We start from the raw sequence: 15629 nt of genomic DNA, 5'->3' as shown, positions 1-15629 counted from the left end.
AAGGAGATTAACCGATGATAACGCCTGCAACTCGCCATCCAGGCCTGCTCTCTGTTGCAATAAAACTGACGCTCGCAAGCACCTTTTTTGCCCTTTCCTCTTTTGCCGTCAACGCCGAGGACGCGCCAACCGCAACGCCTCAGCCGCCTGATATTTTGCTTGGCCCACTGTTTAACGATGTACAAACGGCCAAACTGTTTCCTGACCAGAAAACCTTTGCTGACGCCGTCCCTAACAGCGATCCATTAATGATCCTTGCCGATTACCGGATGCAGAAAAATCAGTCCGGATTCGACTTACGTCATTTTGTGGAAGTGAATTTCACCTTGCCGAAAGCTGGCGAGAAATACGTCCCTCCAGCCGGGCAATCGCTGCGCGAGCATATTGACGGACTGTGGCCGGTACTCACTCGTTCGACAACCGACGCTGAAAAATGGGACTCTCTGCTGCCGCTCCCGGAACCGTATGTCGTGCCTGGCGGGCGTTTTCGCGAAATATATTATTGGGACAGCTATTTCACCATGCTGGGGCTTGCCGAGAGCAATCACTGGGATAAGGTCTCCGACATGGTGGCAAACTTCGCTTACGAGATTGATTCCTGGGGGCACATTCCTAACGGCAACCGCACCTACTATCTGAGCCGTTCTCAACCGCCATTCTTTGCCTTTATGGTGGAACTGCTGGCGCAGCATGACGGGGATGACGCGCTGAAAAAATACCTCCCGCAGATGCTCAAAGAATACACCTACTGGATGGAAGGCGTCGAAACGCTCCAGCCCGGTCAGCAGAATAAGCGCGTGGTTAAACTGGATGACGGCACCATTTTGAATCGCTACTGGGATGACCGCGATACGCCGCGGCCAGAGTCTTGGGTGGAGGATATCGCCACAGCGAAAAGCAATCCGAACCGACCGGCCACAGAAATCTACCGCGACCTGCGTTCTGCCGCCGCGTCGGGTTGGGACTTTAGTTCCCGCTGGATGGATAACCCCAATCAACTAGGCACCCTACGCACCACCAGCATTGTTCCAGTCGATCTCAATGCGTTGATGTACAAAATGGAAAAGATGATCGCCCTCGCCAGCAAGGCCGCCGGGGATAATGCCAAAGCTGCACAATATGAAGGCTTCGCTAATGCCCGACAAAAAGGGATCGAAAAGCACCTGTGGAACGACAAAGAAGGCTGGTATGCCGATTACGATCTGAAGAGCCACAAAGTACGTAACCAACTCACGGCCGCCGCCTTGTTCCCGTTGTATGTCAATGCAGCAGCAAAAGATCGCGCCAGTAAAGTGGCCGCGGCAACCCAGGCGCATTTGCTGCAACCCGGCGGCCTGGCCACCACGTCAGTGAAAAGCGGCCAGCAGTGGGATGCTCCCAACGGCTGGGCCCCGCTCCAGTGGGTCGCCGCATCGGGATTACAGAATTACGGTCAGGATAACGTCGCCATGGACGTGACCTGGCGATTCCTCACCAACGTGCAGCACACCTACGATCGTGAGAAAAAGCTGGTTGAAAAGTATGACGTGAGTAGCACAGGCACTGGCGGAGGCGGCGGCGAATATCCGTTGCAGGATGGTTTTGGCTGGACCAACGGCGTAACGCTAAAAATGCTCGACCTGATCTGCGCCAAAGAAAAGCCCTGTGACAGCGTGCCCGCATCGCGCCCGGCCCCGGCAAGTACCACGCCAGTCGAGCCTAAAAAACAGGCTCAGCCGACGTCTTAATGCCGTTACCTGAAGCGTTTTACTCCCCGAATCCGCGCTGCGTCGCGGATTTTTTCAGGCTTATATTTCGCCATTCCTGTTGTCTCTACGCCATCTAGCCCTTATGGGGTATTCCGGGTTTTCATCCGTGAGAAATTGATTCTGAACATGTTTTTATTCGCTGTATATGTAAATATATAGCGATTTTATCACCTTCAGGATAACAATTATGCCACTGACAAGACGGATGTTTGCCCAGCTTGTGGCATCTGCACTGCTGCTACGCCATCTTCCCGCCTTGGCTCAAACGCCGCTAACCGTTGCCGTTGGAGGCCACCCAGCGCCAGAGGCGACCCAACGCGTGGTCAGCGCAGGCGCACCCGCCGACATGCTGCTGCTGGCCGTCGCGCCGGAAAAACTGGTTGGTTTTTCATCCTTTGATTTTTCTCGTCAGACCGCCATCCCGTTTCACGAAGACATTCGGGCTTTACCGAAACTGGGCAAGCTGGCGGGGCGCGCCAGCACACTCTCGCTTGAAGCGCTACTGGCGCTTAAACCCGACCTGGTGATTGACTGCGGCAATGCCGATGAAACCTGGCTTTCTCAGGCCAGACAAGTGAATGCGCAAACGCAAATTCCCTGGCTGCTGATTAATGGCGAACTGCGGCTCAGCCCGCAACAGCTACTCGCGGCAGGTGAAGCGCTGGGAGTCGCAACACGGGCCAGGACTCAGGCCAAACTGGCCCAGCGTTTTATTGATGAAGCCCTCGCGTTTTCACACTCTCCCGCAGCAAAGCTGCGTTTTTATGCCGCGCGCGGCGCCCGCGGACTTGAAACAGGATTACAAGGTTCATTGCATACCGAAGCGGCAGAACTACTGGGATTACACAATGTGGCGCAAATTCCTGGGCTGCACGGGCTGGCGCAGGTTTCAATGGAAAACCTGTTGAGCTGGCAGCCCGATATTATTCTGGTACAGGATGCGATTACGGCACAGTACCTGCGAGAAGATCCCGTCTGGCAAGGAGTCAAAGCGGTTGCCGATCGGCGCATTCTGTTTCTCAGCGGCCTGCCGTTTGGCTGGCTGGACGCGCCTCCCGGCATCAATCGTTTGCTGGGGTTACGCCGTCTGCATGCCTGGCTTGATCCACAGGTTGAAGCGGGCTTTAAAACCGATATGCAGCGCTACAGTGAACTGTTCTGGCACACCACGTTAAGCGACGCACAGTATCAACAACTGGTGAGCGTCTGATGAAAACATCTACCCTCGGTTTTCTGATGATTACGACGGTGGTGCTTTGCGCGAGCATCGCCGCGGTGTCGGGTGCTTATCGCCTCGATGCACAACAGGTCGTGGATCTTATTGCGGGCAGGGATGGCGTCCCGATGCAGGACAAAATCGTCTTCTGGCAAATCCGACTGCCGCGCATTCTGGCTGCATTGTTACTCGGCGCAGCGCTGGCTGGCGCAGGAACCACTTATCAGGGAATGTTCCGTAACCCACTGGTTTCGCCGGATATCCTCGGCGTGGCGGCCGGTGCCGGTTTGGGCGCCTGTACGGCAATCCTGCTGGGGCTACCAATCCTGTTTATTCAGCTGTATGCGTTCACTGGCGGTTTGTTAGTGGTCGCCGGTGTCTGGCTGATTACCCGGCGAGTCAAGCGTCACGATCCGGTGTTAACACTGGTGCTGGTCGGGATTGCGCTGGGTACGGTCTGCGGCGCGGGAATTTCGCTCATCAAAACGCTGGCCGACCCGTATACCCAACTCCCGTCGATCACCTTCTGGCTGCTCGGCGGTTTATCGACAATTACTCTGCACGATCTGTGGTTCTCAGCACCGCTGATCCTTGCTGGACTGGTCCCGTTATTGCTGCTGCGCTGGCGCATGAACCTGCTCACTCTGTCGGATGATGAAGCCCGATCGCTTGGGATCAACGTCTCCCGACTGCGGCTGGGACTGATCGTCTGCGCAACGTTAGTCACCGCCTGTACCGTCGCCATTGCCGGCATTATCGGCTGGATTGGACTGGTGGTGCCGCACATCGGCAGACTCCTCAGCGGGAATAACCACCAGCAGTTACTGCCGGTGTCCATGGGGATCGGCGCCATTCTACTCCTGCTCACCGACACCCTCGCCCGCACGCTGAGCCGCACGGAAATCCCGCTGGGGATCCTGACTGCATTTATTGGCGCACCGTTCTTTTTGCTGCTTTTGCTGCGGGGAAACCGCCCATGACGCTATTACTCGTGCGCCACGCGTCGCTGGGATACCACAGTAAACAACCCGTGTTACGTGATATCTCCTTTCAGGTTTCGCCCGGTTCTGTCTGTTGTCTGATTGGTGCTAACGGCAGCGGTAAAACCACCCTGATGCGCACCATTCTCGGCGTTCTTCCGCCGCTTCGCGGTGACATTCTGCTTGATGGCGTCGCAGTGAATCATCTCAGCGATCGGGAACGCGCCGCAGCCATCGCCTGGGTTCCTCAGGCGCACGACGGCGCGTTTGCCTTCACCGCCCTGGACATGGTGATGATGGGACTGGCCCCGCAACTGGCGGCATTTGCGGTTCCCGGCGCTAAAGAGCGTGAAATTGCGCATCAGCAACTGGCGATGCTGGAGATTTCTCACCTGGCACTTCGACGCTGGAACACCCTGAGCGGCGGCGAACGGCAACTGGTGTTGATCGCTCGCGCGCTGGCGCAACGTCCGCGTCTTTTATTGCTGGATGAACCCGCATCCAGCCTTGATTTTGGGCATCAAATCCGTCTGCTCGACACGCTGGTGACGCTGAAAAATTCCGGTATGGCCCTGCTGATGTCGACCCATCACCCGTTGCACGCCCGGGCAATCGCCGACAGCGTGGTACGGGTTGAACCAAACGGCGAGGTGTCGCAGGGTCTGCCTGAACATCAGCTCGCCGCCGACCGCCTGGCCGCGCTGTATCGCGTTACACCGTCACAAATTACCCACCATCTTTATGGTTCACTCAATTAAGGAATATTCATGCTCATTGACGACATTGATTTTGCCGATCTTTACCGTAAGCAATTACAGCTGGCGAACAGAACCGAAAAAAAGCCGGAGCACTGGGACAAACGTGCGGAAAAAATGGCGGAGAATTGCGCTTCATTAACCGACAGCTATCTGCTGCAACTGCTGGGGAAAATCGACCTGCAAGGTGCAGAGTCGCTGTTTGATATGGGTTGCGGCCCCGGTACAGTCTCGCTGGCGCTGGCTAAAAAAATGCCAATAATTTACGGCGTAGATTACAGCCAGGGAATGCTGAGCGTAGCTGCCCGCCGCGCCGCACAAATGAACGCCCGTCACGTACAATGGGTGCAACGAGCCTGGGAAGAGCACTGGGATGATTTACCCCAGTGCGATATCGCCGTCGCCTCGCGCTCCACGCTGGTTGCCGATATGCGTCAGGCAATGAGCAAGCTGAATAATCAGGCCCGGCTGCGGGTTTATACCACCCACCTCGTCAGTTCATCTTTCGTTTCTCCCACCATTCAGCGCGCACTGGGCCGCGAAGTGATTGAACTGCCCAACTATATCTATGCGCTTAATGTTCTGTATCAGATGGGGATCCACGCGCACGTTGATTTTATCCGCGGTCCCAACTGTCAGCAGGACAACAGCACCTGGACGCGTTTTCTGGAAAACGTGCGCTGGAGTATGGGTGAACTGAGCGCCGACGAGGTCGAACGTCTGGAAAACTGGTACCAACAGCAGGATCCACGCGCTATTGCCCCCGCCAGCCGTGACTGGGCGCTTATCTGGTGGGACAGCATCCCGCTGGAGGCGCTGCGATGATCTACTTTTCGCAGGCGCAAACTGACGCGCTGCTGCTGGAAGATATTCAGGGCGGCGATCTGACCACCCGCGCGCTGGGTATCGGCGCCCAACCAGGCGTCATCGAGTTTAGCCATCGCCAGGGCGGATGCGTTAGCGGTACCGCTGTTGCCAGACAAATGCTGACGTCATTGGGATTAACCGTCACCGATATTTTGTCCGATGGCGAACGGGCGAACGCCGGACAGCGACTGATTCGCGCACACGGACCAGCGGCGGCGCTGCACCAGGGCTGGAAAGCGGTACAAAATGTACTGGAGTGGAGCTGCGGCGTGTCGGGCTATCTCGTCGAGATGCTGAGCATGCTGCATCAACGCTATCCCGATGGGCAGATTGCCTGCACCCGCAAAGCCATTCCCGGTACGCGTTTACTGGCGACTCAGGCAATACTTGCCGCCGGGGGCATTATCCATCGGGGAGGATGCGCCGAAACGGTACTGCTGTTTGCTAATCACCGCCGTTTCCTTACCAACCCAAACGACTGGACAGGCGCGATTGCGCGCTTACGCAGCCATGCGCCAGAAAAAAAGATCGTGGTCGAAGCGGATACGCCAGATGAGGCATTGGCCGCCCTACGCGCCGCCCCAGATGTCCTACAACTCGACAAATTTACCCCCGAGCAAGCGGCAGAAATTGCCCGTCAGGCCCCTGCTCTGGCCCCCCATTGCACGCTGGCGCTGACCGGCGGCATTACCCTCGCCTCGCTGGCGGGTTATCTCGACTGCGGTATCAGACTCTTTATCACTTCCGCGCCTTACTACGCTCCACCTGCGGATATCAAAGTGAGCCTGAGCCCGGACGCACGTGGCCTATAACATCAAAAAATGGACTAAAAATAATGAATTTCAACAAAAGTTGTCTTTACACAGCCCTGTCGTTTGCTTTCGCGCACAGTGCTTTTGCTGGGCAGGAAAGCGAAACCATGACCGTCTGGTCTAGTCCGGTCTCCGCGGCCACCACCACGGTTCTCGGCCAGGAAACGATACAACAGCTGGATAAACAGAACGTGGCGCAGGCGCTGAGCGTCGTCCCTGGCGTCGTGCTGCAAAAGTCAGGCAACCGCAACGAGCAACAGGTAAAAGTGCGCGGATTTGACAGCCGTCAGGTTCCCGTCTTTTTCGACGGCGTGCCGGTATACATCCCCTATGACGGCAACCTCGATTTAGGCCGTTTTCTGACATCCGATATCGCTTCGGTTGAAGTCTCCAAAGGCTACTCGTCTCTGTTACAGGGGCCAAACCAGATGGGCGGTGCCATCAATATCACTACAAAAAAACCGACCAAACCGCTTGAAGGCAGCATTGGCTATCGCCAGGGCTGGAGTCACAGCAAAGACAACGCCCACGATATGCACGCTTCATTTGGCGCCAGTAACGATCTCGGCTATATCCAGCTCAGCGGCAGTCAACTGAAGCAGGATTTCCTTGGGTTACCACATGGCGTGGACAACCCGGTTGCAGGCAGTCACGGCAAGATGATCAACTCTTCCGCTGATGACAAGCGTGGCATCGTGAAGCTGGGCTTTACCCCTCGTGGAGATGATGAATATGTGCTGACCTATATAAATCAGGACGGTGAAAAAGATAATCCACCGTACGCCGGAACCAGTAGCCAGAAATCACGCTACTGGCAATGGCCACAATACGATAAAGAGAGCTATTACTATCAGGGAACCACGCATTTGGGCGACCGTTTTACCCTGAAAAGCCGTCTGTATCGCGACACCTTTGAAAATACGTTGATGATGTACAACTCGCTGGCCGATCTGAAAAATAAGAAAGGCAGCTACAGCCATTATTCGGACTATAGCGATGGGGCTGGCCTGCAGCTCGCTGCGGATATGCGAGAAAACGATCTGCTCTCTTTCGCCGTGAACTGGAAGGACGATGTTCACCGCGAGAAAGGCGCACCGAATGCGGCTTACGACCGCTACGAAGACCGCACCTGGTCCGTAGCCAGTGAATACCAGTGGGCTGCGGCGGATAATGTCGATGTGGTTGCGGGAATAAGCTATGACTGGCGAGACAGTCTGGAAGGTATGAAGCACGAGAAAAACGGCAGCGTCACGCACTACGATGACAACAATCAGTCGGCCTTTAACTGGCAGGTGATGACCAAATACCACTTTGAAAATTCAGACACATTAGCGCTGTCTTACTCTGACAGAACGCGTTTCCCAACGTTAAAAGAACGCTACACGACCTCGAAACCGGCCTATAACCAGGTGGCCCTGGTCAATCCACAGCTTAAACCGGAGCGCGCCCGCAGCGTCGACCTGACATGGAATGGTTCACTTAGCCAGAACTGGGGATTCGAAGCCAGCGTGTATTACAACCGCATCAGCGACGCGATTCTTTCGCACAATATTGATGCCGATACCATCCAGAATCAGAACAGTGGTCGGGTGGATTACACCGGCCTGGATGCAGGCGTTAAAGGTAAAGTTTTTGATATGCTGGACGTCGGGCTGAGCTACGGCCTTATTCATGCGGACGCCAAACGCAGCGATATCGGTAAGATTACCGATCTGCCGACGCAAACCCTGACAGCCTGGATGACGCTGAAACCGTGGGAGCCACTCAGCATTACGCTGTCCGAAGAGGCCCGTTCGTCAAGCTATAGCAATACCGACGGCTCGCAGAAAGCCGCTGGTTTCGCCATTACCCATTTGCGCGCTGATTACGCCATTGGTCACGGGTTTAGCGTTAACGCTTCGGTCAATAACCTGTTCGATACGCAGTACGTTTACAGTGAAGGATTTATTGAAGAGGGGCGTAATTACTGGGCGGGTATTGAGTATCAGTTCTGACTTAACAATGCAGAAAAACGGCCCCGTCAGGGGCCGTTCGATTAATCTCGTCGTACAAGCCGAAAGACACCCAGCACAACAATCGCGCCGACCACGGCCACCAGGAAGCTGTGGAGATTAAACCCGCTGATATCGCCGCCGATACCGAACATCGTAGCCAGCCATCCACCGACCACCGCACCGATAATACCGAGAATGCAGGTCAGGATAAATCCACCGCCATCGCGCCCCGGCATAATCAGTTTGGCGATAACCCCCGCAATCAGACCAAAAATAATCCAGGTAATAATTCCCATTTCCAGGCCCTCTTTCCAGTGAACGCACGCGCAAGACATTCTTGCGCCAGCACGTTAAGTATAGGCAAGCCATCGCTACGTGCTTTTTCCCTCAGACTTAATTCATTGGGTTTGGTAAAAAATTTCATCCATTTGTATTAAGTTCCGTTGATTGATGCCGATAATCCAACGATAAACCAGGCATCCAGGAGTCATTAGGTGTGAGTAACTACAATGAGCAGTTCCTGAAGCAAAATCCGTTAGCGGTGTTAGGCGTACTCCGGGACTTAAATTCGCAGCAGGTTCCGCTGCGTATCTCCTGGTCAGGTGGCCAGTTCATCAGCAAAATACTGGCGGTCAGCCCGGACGAACTGATCATGGATTTTGGTAGTCAGGAATATGAAAACCAGGCCGTGCAGCGAGCCAATCAAATTACGATTATCGCCGAAACGCAGGGAGCCAAAGTGGAGTTCACCCTGCCACAGCTGAAAAAAGGCGAATACCAGCGGCTACCCGCATTTATCTCATCATTGCCGCCATCTCTGTGGTTCGTCCAGCGTCGGGAATATTTCCGTATCGGTGCTCCACTGCATCCCCCCTATCGCTGCACGGTAAAAATGCCGGATAACAGCACGCTGTGTTTTCGCTTATTCGATTTGTCTCTTGGCGGTATGGGCGGGCTGTTAGAAACAGCAAAACCAGAGGGACTGGTAGAAGGCATGCGCTTTTCACAGGTTGAACTGAACATGGAGCAATGGGGAGTGTATCAGGTGGACGCCCAGCTAATTTCCATTAGCGAACGCAAAGTTATCGACGGGAAAAACGAAACAATTACCACTCCCCGCCTGAGCTTTCGTTTTCTCAACGTCGGCCCGGCGGTGGAGCGTAACCTACAGCGGATTATTTTTTCCCTCGAGCGCGAGGCCCGGGAAAAGTCGAATAAGGTGCGCGATTAGCATCACCTGAATTACATCACATCCAGCGCTTGTTGAAGCTTCCAGATATAGCGCGGAGCCTGCGGCGCCGGATGATTATCCGCAACATGTTCAATAAATTCATCCGGGCTGAGATCGTTTATCTTATTAATGGCTTTTTTCCTGTCGGAGGAGAACGTTCGCAGCAGCGCGCCCGCACCGTTGGCGTACGATACCACCAGCGCATATTGCATCACCTGCGGATCTTTGATCCCGGCCAGCGGCCCGGTCTCAAGAATGCTCAGGTATGCGGCCCCCATCGAGATATTGCGCTCAGGATTTTTCAGCTCGCTGGTTGACGGCTCGCCACTCCACCCCATGCGACGATAAACATCACGCCCTGACGTCGAGGCTTTTAACTGCATCAGGCCAATCGCATTAGACTTACTGACCGCATTCGGGTTTCCACCTGATTCAATGGCGATGATCGCGGTAATCAATTGTGGACTGACACCCCAGGCCGCACCGGCTTTTTCGCTGATCGGCATCCATTGCATTGCGCGTTTAACCGGAACTTCAGCATTCCACGGCGGATTTTTGTAATCCTGTTTTGAACTACAGCCCGCAAGTAATACAACCAAAAAAGCAAACCATCTCAATTTCACGTCATCTATCCTTATAGCCGGAACCTGTCGCTGAGGTGACAACGACATACCTACGCGGCATGATATACATTTGGTTTTAGTTGTAGCAAGGAAATGCCATGTCCCGGTTTCACTTAATTGCCCCGTCGGGCTACTGTATCAACCAGCAGGCTGCCTTACGCGGGCTGGCGCGTCTTACTGAGGCCGGTCATCAGGTCGACAATTCAGCGGTCATTGCGCGCCGCTGCCAGCGTTTTGCGGGTACAGAAGCAGAACGGCTTGCTGATGTGAACGCGCTCGTAAATCTGAACACGCCCGATACCATTGTGATGGCAGTACGCGGCGGCTATGGCGCGAGCCGTTTACTGGCAGATATTGACTGGCAGGCGCTGGCGAACCGTCAGCAACACAACCCACTGCTGCTGTGCGGACACAGCGATTTTACCGCAATCCAGTGTGGTCTGCTGGCGCAGGGGAATGTGATTAGCTTCAGCGGCCCGATGCTGGCGGCTAACTTTGGCGCCGAGGAGATGAACGCATTTACCGAGCACCATTTCTGGCAGGCTGTTCGCAATGCCCAATTTACCCTCGAGTGGCAAGGTAACGGTCCGGCATGTGCGACCGAAGGTACGCTATGGGGCGGAAATCTGGCGATGCTCATTTCTCTGATGGGCACGCCGTGGATGCCCGCTATCGAAAACGGCATTTTGGTGCTGGAAGACATTAACGAGCATCCTTTTCGCATTGAACGCATGCTGCTGCAACTGTATCACGCAGGAATACTGGCCCGACAAAACGCCATTATCCTCGGCAGTTTTAGCGGCAGCGCACCTAATGATTACGACGCGGGTTACAGTCTTGACTCAGTTTGTGATTTTCTACGCGCCAGGTTATCGGTTCCGGTGATCGACGGCCTCGATTTTGGTCATGAACAACGCACCGTCACCTTGCCGTTGGGGGCAAGAGCGGTACTGAAAAATGATAAAAACGGCGCTCAGCTCACCTTAAGTGGGCATCCGGTACTTAAATCGTAAAAAAAGCGGTTAACAGGGCTAAGTAAAACGCTGTTTCTGTCGTTATTATGTTAGGGTTTATAAATACGAAACAGCGTAATTCAGGAGTAACCGAACGTTGGATGCCGCAGCAATAATTAGCCTTTTTATTTTGGGTTCCGTACTCGTCACCTGCAGTATCTTACTCAGTTCATTCTCATCACGTCTTGGTATCCCTATTCTGGTGATATTTCTCGCTATCGGTATGTTAGCGGGAGTCGACGGCGTGGGCGGTATTCCTTTCGATAACTACCCTTTCGCCTATATGGTGAGTAACCTGGCGCTGGCGGTTATCCTGCTCGACGGCGGGATGCGCACCCAGGCCAGCTCATTTCGTGTCGCGTTAGGCCCGGCGCTGTCGCTGGCGACCGTCGGGGTGCTGATTACCTCCGGACTCACCGGCATGATGGCCGCGTGGCTGTTTCATCTGGATCTTATTGAAGGACTCCTGATTGGCGCGATTGTCGGTTCAACCGATGCCGCGGCGGTTTTTTCCCTGCTTGGCGGCAAGGGGCTTAACGAGCGTGTTGGCTCTACGCTGGAAATTGAATCCGGGAGTAATGACCCGATGGCGGTGTTTTTAACCATCACGCTTATCGCCATGATTCAAAATCACGAGACCGGTTTAAGCTGGATGTTTGCAGTGCATATTATCCAGCAGTTCGGCTTAGGGATCATACTGGGTCTCGGTGGTGGCTACCTGCTTCAGCAAATGATTAACCGCATTTCACTGCCTGCCGGGCTTTATCCGCTACTGGCCTTAAGCGGTGGGATCCTGATTTTTGCCCTGACCACTGCACTGGAAGGCAGCGGTATTCTGGCGGTCTATCTGTGTGGTTTCCTGCTGGGTAATCGCCCCATCCGCAACCGATTTGGCATTCTGCAAAACTTCGACGGTCTGGCCTGGCTGGCGCAAATCGCCATGTTCCTGGTGCTGGGGCTGCTGGTTACGCCGTCCGACCTGCTGCCTATCGCGATCCCTGCGCTGATTTTGTCTGCATGGATGATATTCATTGCCCGTCCGCTGTCGGTCTTCGCCGGACTGCTGCCGTTTCGTGGCTTCAATCTGCGCGAGCGCATTTTCATCAGTTGGGTGGGCCTGCGCGGTGCAGTCCCCATCATCCTCGCCGTGTTCCCAATGATGGCGGGTCTGGAGAATGCGCGCCTGTTCTTTAACGTCGCGTTCTTCGTGGTTCTGATCTCGCTGCTGTTTCAGGGAACGTCGCTTTCCTGGGCCGCCAAAAAAGCCAAAGTGGTGGTTCCTCCCGTCGGCAGGCCCGTTTCGCGCATTGGTCTGGATATTCATCCGGAAAACCCCTGGGAGCAGTTTGTTTATCAGCTCAGCGCGGATAAGTGGTGTGTAGGAGCCGCACTGCGCGACTTGCATATGCCGGAAGAGACGCGAATTGCCGCCCTGTTTCGTGACAACGTGCTGTTTCACCCATCCGGCAGTACGCGGCTGCGTGAAGGCGATGTTCTGTGCGTCATTGGCCGCGAGCGCGATCTCCCTGCTCTCGGCAAGCTGTTTAGCCAGTCGCCGCCGGTATCGTTAGACCAGCGCTTCTTCGGTGATTTCATTCTCGAGGCCAGCGCAAAATACGCCGATGTGGCACTGATTTATGGCCTGGAAGATGGCACAGAGTATCGTGATAAACAGCAAACGCTGGGTGAAATTGTCCAGCATCTGCTTGGCGCCGCGCCGGTCGTCGGTGACCAGGTTGAATTTGCTGGCATGATCTGGACGGTTGCTGAGAAAGAAGATAATGCGGTGCTGAAAGTCGGTGTTCGCGTTGCTGAAGATGAGGATGAGGCGCGTTGATGCTTTTTGCCGGGCGGCGGCAGCGCTTTGCCCGGTTTGCGCTCTGCGTCGCATAAACGGTGTAGCCGGATGAAACGCATCAGCGTCGACATCCGGCTTCAGATACGTTACACCGTCACAACCGGCACGCGCAGCGCCAGAGAACACATCAACTCGTAGCCCACCGTACCCGCGGCGCTGGCCACATCGTCAATTTTAATCTCTTTGCCCCACAGCTCTACCGGCGTCCCGATCCCCGCCTGCGGACACGGTGTCAGATCTACCGCCAGCATATCCATTGAGACCGTCCCCACCGTTGTCGTGCGTACGCCGTCCACCAGCACCGGCGTTCCGCTTGGCGCATGGCGCGGGTAACCGTCTGCATACCCGGTCGCCACAATGCCAATACGCTGCTCGCCGCTGGCGGTATAGCGTCCCCCGTAGCCCACCCGATCTCCAGCTTTCAGCGTCTGTATGCCGATTATCTCGCTGCTCAGGGTCATGACCGGTTTCAGGCCGGTATTGGCGATGTCCCGCCACTGTCCCGAAGGTGATGCGCCATACAAAATAATGCCCGGGCGCACCCAGTCATAATGTGCTTCAGGGTGCCACAGTGTGGCGGCCGAATTGGACAGCGACCGTCTGCACTCCAGCCCTTCTGTCGCCTGTGCAATCCGCGCCATAGCTTCCTGAATACCTTCCGGGTGCTCCGCATCTGCAAAGTGGGACATCAGCGTCATTTCACCGACGTTGGGCATTGCCCGCAGCTGTTGCCAGACCGTTGATACTCTTTCCGGTAAAAAACCCAGTCGGTTCATGCCGCTGTTCACCTTCAGGTAAACATCCAGCGGCGCGTTGAGGCGCGCATTCTGCAGCGCTTTTAATTGCCAGTTACTGTGTACACAGGTGGTTAGACGATATTTGTCATACACCATCAGGTCTTCGGCGTGGAAAAATCCCTCCAGCATGAGTATCGGGCCTTTCCACCCGCGCTCACGCAGGGTTATCGCTTCTTCAAGATTGAGCATGGCAAAACCGTCGGTTGTGCCCAGCGCATTCCAGACACGTTCAATGCCGTGTCCGTATGCATTGGCTTTTACCACCGACCAGACGCGGGCGTCCGGCGCGGCCTGGCGGGTAATGGTCAGGTTTTGTTTCAACGCCTGCAGGTCAATGCTGGCCAGTATCGGGCGAGTCATCTCACGTCCTTATCAGTTATGTGCGCCATGTAAATGCCGTGGACGAGATGGGGTAAACCCCGGGCTGTAACGCGCCACGCTCAGATCGTCGTAAGGAATGGCTGGTGTGCGGCCAGACAGAATGTCGCTCAGCAACTGACCCGAACCGCAGGCCATGGTCCAGCCCAGCGTGCCGTGGCCGGTATTAAGCAGTAGATTCTTAAAGCGTGTTCGCCCGATCACTGGCGTACCGTCCGGCGTCATCGGACGCAGCCCGGTCCAGAAGGTTGCCTGCTCCACATGCCCACCGCGTGGGAAGAGATCGCGGACGACCATCTCCAGCGTCTCACGACGGGGTTGCAGCAATTCCGTATTGAAGCCGACAATCTCCGCCATGCCGCCAACGCGAATACGGTTATCAAAGCGGGTAATGGCGATTTTGTAGGTTTCATCAAGGATCGTTGAAACCGGCGCGCCGTCATCTTGCGCCACCGGAATGGTCAATGAATAGCCTTTGAGCGGATAGACCGGAATATCAACGATCCCCTTCAGCATCGCCGTAGAGTACGAGCCGAACGCCATTACATAGGCATCGGCTTTGACTATCTCCTCGCCACACTGAACGCCATAAATCTGCTCACCATCGCTCAACAGCTTATCGACCGGAGTATTAAAGCGAAATTTCACACCCGCCTGCTCCGCCATCAGCGCCAGACGCTGGGTAAACAGCTGGCAGTCACCCGTTTCGTCATTCGGTAAACGCAGACCGCCGGTCAGCTTGTGTGCCACTTCCGCCAGCGCCGGTTCAACTTCCGCCAGACGGCTTGCTTCCAGGAGCTGATACGGCACGCCGGCGTCTTCGAGGACGGCGATGTCGCGGGTCGCGTTCTCATACTGTTGAGCGGTACGGAACAGTTGTAACGTTCCGCCCTGGCGTCCTTCATACTCGATACCGGTAGAGGCGCGTAGCGCTTTCAGGCAATCACGGCTGTATTCCGCCAGTCGCACCATCCGGCCCTTGTTTTCCATGTAATGGCTGGTGTCGCAGTTGCGTAGCATCTGCCACATCCATTTCAACTGGAACTGCGTCCCGTCGAGGCGAACGGCCAGCGGCGCATGGCGCTGAAACATCCATTTAATTGCTTTAAGCGGAACGCCTGGCGCCGCCCAGGGTGCTGCATAACCTGGAGAGATTTGCCCCGCGTTCGCCGCACTGGTTTCCAGTGCCGGACCGGGCTCACGATCAATGACGGTGACATCGTGTCCAGCCTGACTTAAGTACCAGGCGCTGGTCACGCCAACGACACCACTTCCCAGTATGACAACTCGCATAGCCACTCCGTTAACAGTAAAAGAACAATCATCTAATTACATCTTGATAACTCAGTTGAAAATA

General features: G+C 55.2%; 14 protein-coding genes. 10 read left to right on the top strand and 4 right to left on the bottom strand.

Features of this window, described 5'->3' with window-relative positions:
- The first annotated feature begins 14 nt into the window (after positions 1-14).
- From HVZ52_RS09835 to HVZ52_RS09805, 7 genes are all read left to right on the top strand, one after another.
- On the top strand, positions 15-1727 hold the full coding sequence (locus HVZ52_RS09835) for an alpha,alpha-trehalase (protein ID WP_016153356.1): 1713 nt from the start codon (positions 15-17) through the stop codon (positions 1725-1727).
- Between the two features lie 208 nt (positions 1728-1935).
- Entirely contained in the window at positions 1936-2958 is a 1023-nt protein-coding gene (locus HVZ52_RS09830; RefSeq protein ID WP_016156773.1) for an ABC transporter substrate-binding protein, read from the top strand.
- Positions 2958-3944, top strand: a complete 987-nt coding sequence (locus HVZ52_RS09825; RefSeq protein WP_016156774.1) for an iron ABC transporter permease — start codon at positions 2958-2960, stop codon at positions 3942-3944. Before HVZ52_RS09830 ends, HVZ52_RS09825 begins: the two co-directional genes overlap by 1 nt.
- Positions 3941-4702, top strand: a complete 762-nt coding sequence (locus tag HVZ52_RS09820; RefSeq protein ID WP_046275011.1) for an ABC transporter ATP-binding protein — start codon at positions 3941-3943, stop codon at positions 4700-4702. The genes HVZ52_RS09825 and HVZ52_RS09820 overlap by 4 nt, the downstream gene beginning before the upstream one ends.
- 9 nt (positions 4703-4711) lie before the next feature.
- Complete coding sequence (locus tag HVZ52_RS09815; protein WP_103283751.1) at positions 4712-5524, top strand: class I SAM-dependent methyltransferase; 813 nt, start codon at positions 4712-4714, stop codon at positions 5522-5524.
- Positions 5521-6378: a ModD protein gene (gene modD / locus HVZ52_RS09810; protein ID WP_016153361.1), complete on the top strand. Its 858-nt coding sequence runs from the start codon at positions 5521-5523 to the stop codon at positions 6376-6378. Before HVZ52_RS09815 ends, modD begins: the two co-directional genes overlap by 4 nt.
- 23 nt (positions 6379-6401) lie before the next feature.
- Positions 6402-8372 (top strand): TonB-dependent receptor, encoded by a 1971-nt coding sequence (locus HVZ52_RS09805; protein WP_181599183.1) that lies wholly within the window; start codon positions 6402-6404, stop codon positions 8370-8372.
- 41 nt (positions 8373-8413) lie between these two features.
- Here the strand turns inward: HVZ52_RS09805 and HVZ52_RS09800 are convergent, their stop codons facing one another.
- Entirely contained in the window at positions 8414-8668 is a 255-nt protein-coding gene (locus tag HVZ52_RS09800; RefSeq protein WP_016153363.1) for a GlsB/YeaQ/YmgE family stress response membrane protein, read from the bottom strand.
- 200 nt (positions 8669-8868) lie between these two features.
- Between HVZ52_RS09800 and ycgR the strand changes: the two genes are divergently transcribed.
- Positions 8869-9603 (top strand): flagellar brake protein YcgR, encoded by a 735-nt coding sequence (ycgR, locus tag HVZ52_RS09795; RefSeq protein ID WP_016153364.1) that lies wholly within the window; start codon positions 8869-8871, stop codon positions 9601-9603.
- A gap of 11 nt (positions 9604-9614) precedes the next feature.
- Here the strand turns inward: ycgR and emtA are convergent, their stop codons facing one another.
- The gene (emtA, locus tag HVZ52_RS09790) at positions 9615-10226 is read right to left on the bottom strand and encodes a membrane-bound lytic murein transglycosylase EmtA (RefSeq protein WP_080859670.1); all 612 of its coding nucleotides are present in this window, start codon (positions 10224-10226) and stop codon (positions 9615-9617) included.
- A gap of 98 nt (positions 10227-10324) precedes the next feature.
- On the opposite strand from emtA, the gene ldcA reads away from it, so the two are divergent.
- The gene (gene ldcA, locus HVZ52_RS09785; protein ID WP_019076960.1) at positions 10325-11239 is read left to right on the top strand and encodes a muramoyltetrapeptide carboxypeptidase; all 915 of its coding nucleotides are present in this window, start codon (positions 10325-10327) and stop codon (positions 11237-11239) included.
- Positions 11240-11336: 97 nt separating this feature from the next.
- Positions 11337-13076 carry a potassium/proton antiporter gene (locus HVZ52_RS09780; protein ID WP_181599182.1) on the top strand — a complete coding sequence of 580 codons (1740 nt, stop codon included), beginning with the start codon at positions 11337-11339 and terminating at the stop codon, positions 13074-13076.
- A gap of 107 nt (positions 13077-13183) precedes the next feature.
- Here the strand turns inward: HVZ52_RS09780 and dadX are convergent, their stop codons facing one another.
- Entirely contained in the window at positions 13184-14254 is a 1071-nt protein-coding gene (gene dadX / locus HVZ52_RS09775; RefSeq protein ID WP_016156782.1) for a catabolic alanine racemase DadX, read from the bottom strand.
- Positions 14255-14266: 12 nt separating this feature from the next.
- Positions 14267-15565 (bottom strand): D-amino acid dehydrogenase, encoded by a 1299-nt coding sequence (locus HVZ52_RS09770; RefSeq protein WP_046275019.1) that lies wholly within the window; start codon positions 15563-15565, stop codon positions 14267-14269.
- Between the last annotated feature and the right edge of the window lie 64 nt (positions 15566-15629).

It is taken from the genome of Citrobacter sp. RHB36-C18 (assembly GCF_013814485.1).
Lineage (GTDB): Bacteria > Pseudomonadota > Gammaproteobacteria > Enterobacterales > Enterobacteriaceae > Citrobacter > Citrobacter braakii.
Note: the sequence above shows the minus strand (reverse complement) of the source record. Positions and strands in the feature narration are given on the sequence as shown.

Bases quoted from the DNA above. Each gene is read 5' to 3' on its own strand.
- HVZ52_RS09830 (WP_016156773.1), top strand. From the start codon at position 1,936: ATGCCACTGACAAGACGGATGTTTGCCCAGCTTGTGGCATCTGCACTG.
- HVZ52_RS09805 (WP_181599183.1), top strand. From the start codon at position 6,402: ATGAATTTCAACAAAAGTTGTCTTTACACAGCCCTGTCGTTTGCTTTC.
- modD (WP_016153361.1), top strand. From the start codon at position 5,521: ATGATCTACTTTTCGCAGGCGCAAACTGACGCGCTGCTGCTGGAAGAT.
- HVZ52_RS09835 (WP_016153356.1), top strand. From the start codon at position 15: ATGATAACGCCTGCAACTCGCCATCCAGGCCTGCTCTCTGTTGCAATA.
- HVZ52_RS09815 (WP_103283751.1), top strand. From the start codon at position 4,712: ATGCTCATTGACGACATTGATTTTGCCGATCTTTACCGTAAGCAATTA.
- ldcA (WP_019076960.1), top strand. From the start codon at position 10,325: ATGTCCCGGTTTCACTTAATTGCCCCGTCGGGCTACTGTATCAACCAG.
- HVZ52_RS09825 (WP_016156774.1), top strand. From the start codon at position 2,958: ATGAAAACATCTACCCTCGGTTTTCTGATGATTACGACGGTGGTGCTT.
- HVZ52_RS09800 (WP_016153363.1), bottom strand. From the start codon at position 8,668: ATGGGAATTATTACCTGGATTATTTTTGGTCTGATTGCGGGGGTTATC.
- dadX (WP_016156782.1), bottom strand. From the start codon at position 14,254: ATGACTCGCCCGATACTGGCCAGCATTGACCTGCAGGCGTTGAAACAA.
- HVZ52_RS09770 (WP_046275019.1), bottom strand. From the start codon at position 15,565: ATGCGAGTTGTCATACTGGGAAGTGGTGTCGTTGGCGTGACCAGCGCC.
- HVZ52_RS09820 (WP_046275011.1), top strand. From the start codon at position 3,941: ATGACGCTATTACTCGTGCGCCACGCGTCGCTGGGATACCACAGTAAA.